The organism is Microcystis sp. M53603_WE2 (assembly GCF_030065435.1).
Window position 1 is genome coordinate 1 of record NZ_JASJFF010000244.1, and the last position, 1,746, is coordinate 1,746.

Sequence of the window (1,746 nt, forward strand, 5' to 3'; positions counted from 1 at the left end):
AATGAACTACCCCGCCGCAAGCGGACGGGGTATCAGAATCAAAATAGACTCAATTGTAGATTTTGGTGTAGCTGCAGGTATTCTTTATCTTGTTCTTTTACATATCTCGCTATCATACCTTCATCCCCATGCTTTCCTACCGTACTTGCGTAATATCCATCACTCCAAAACTCTCCTCCCCACAACTGCTTTTTCACTTGAGGACACTTTTTGAAAATTTCTCTCGCCGTTATACTTTTAATCATTGTCACTATCCTTGTCACACTATAGGTCGGTACTGATTGCACCAGAAAATGCACATGATCTTTATCCACTCCAATTTCTACAAACTTTATCTCGTATCGTTTTTCCATCTCTAGACAGACTTCTTTCAACAAGCTATCTACCTGTTCGTCGAAAACGGCTTTACGATATTTGGCTGGGAACACTAAATGATATAGCAAAACACTTACATTATGGCTCTTATGGATGTATTCACTCATTTTTCTATTGTACGCCGCGAGCGGCGGGGAATTAGACCCGAAGAGATTAAACCAGACCCGACCATCAAGTTCGATAATACGCTTAAGGGATTGTCGGCCTTGGGAGGTGAGCAGTCGCGATATTTCAATACAAAAGTTGTCACTGTTCATCACAGTGTGGTAAAACGATTAAAGGCTTTTTCCGATTATCGTCCCAAAAGTCTTGAACCTTTTCTTCAAGCTTTACTTGACAGCGATCAAAAGACAGAGTAACCTTGCTTTAAAATTAAATGAATCCTGCGCTAGAAATTTGAGGTGATTTTTATGGAACTCGATAACATTATTAAAAAAGTAGCAGGTGCTTATTTAGCTTCGGCTATTATTGCCGTCATCGTGCTAATTCTGACCCTCGGACAACCCTTTGTAGTTTTTCTGGGTATTGGAGCGATGGGGTTAGTTACCGTCTTAGGAGATGCGATTGCCGAGTACGGAATTGAAGCGGTTCTGAATTCTTTTTACACTGAGCGAAGTAAAAAAGAATCCCTGGAAACACTTTTAGCTGAAATTGATACTTTACCTCTGACTGATGACCTGAAATTAAAAACCAAAAAACACTTAACCGAGTATCAAGAACAGACAGTAAAGCAGCCAGAAACGGTAACTGAGCCAACTCCTGAAAGTCCTCAAACAGTTGTTATTGAAAATGAACCAATTATTAAAAATGAACCAGTTGTTGTTGAAGTTGAAAATGTTTAATTTAGGTATTGCTCCCTCTTGTAATAGCTGGGAGTAGCGGATGATTATTGCTAAGTACTGAGGAATTTTTTGGTCTAAGATAGCTATGCTAAATAGGAACTGTCCACATCTGATGACCTATAAAAAAATTGCCATTTATGAGCAAAGCTATCAACTTCCTGTTTTTAAAAATAGATACTTAAAGAACTTTCAGAAAATCATCAAAGAACGTCGGAAATTAATTCAAGAAGGAGTTCGCTACCATTACTATTTTGGTAAGATTATTAAACGAAAAGAAAAAATTACTCAACAAGAAATCTTGATTGAGACGCAGTTATTAATTAAAGACTACAATTTATTAATTAACGGACTAGAAATCTATCAAGATGGATATTATCGTTTTTTACTACAACTCAGTGACAATCTCAAAATTTTATTTTCCCAAAAATATCAAGAATTGAAAATCTTAGACTACGAGAGAATAAAGTTAGAAATTAAAAATAATAATAATCAAAATATTCTCAATCAACTCAAGCTGGAAAAACAGGAA

2 protein-coding genes and 2 pseudogenes are annotated in these 1,746 nt (G+C 36.4%); 3 read left to right on the forward strand and 1 reads right to left on the reverse strand.

Going from position 1 to position 1,746, the window contains the following annotated elements; genetic code table 11:
* Nucleotides 1-38: 38 nt before the first annotated feature.
* Nucleotides 39-482 (reverse strand): IS200/IS605 family transposase, encoded by a 444-nt coding sequence (tnpA, locus tag PX481_RS05265; RefSeq protein ID WP_002740761.1) that lies wholly within the window; start codon nt 480-482, stop codon nt 39-41.
* Nucleotides 483-527: 45 nt separating this feature from the next.
* On the opposite strand from tnpA, the pseudogene PX481_RS05270 reads away from it, so the two are divergent.
* From PX481_RS05270 to PX481_RS05280, 3 genes and pseudogenes are all read left to right on the forward strand, one after another.
* Nucleotides 528-734 (forward strand): annotated as a pseudogene (locus PX481_RS05270) (phospholipase effector Tle1 domain-containing protein); the annotation flags it as partial.
* Nucleotides 735-785: 51 nt separating this feature from the next.
* Entirely contained in the window at nt 786-1,217 is a 432-nt protein-coding gene (locus tag PX481_RS05275) for a hypothetical protein (protein WP_002761472.1), read from the forward strand.
* A gap of 112 nt (nt 1,218-1,329) precedes the next feature.
* Nucleotides 1,330-1,746: pseudogene (locus PX481_RS05280) on the forward strand (GUN4 domain-containing protein); the annotation flags it as partial.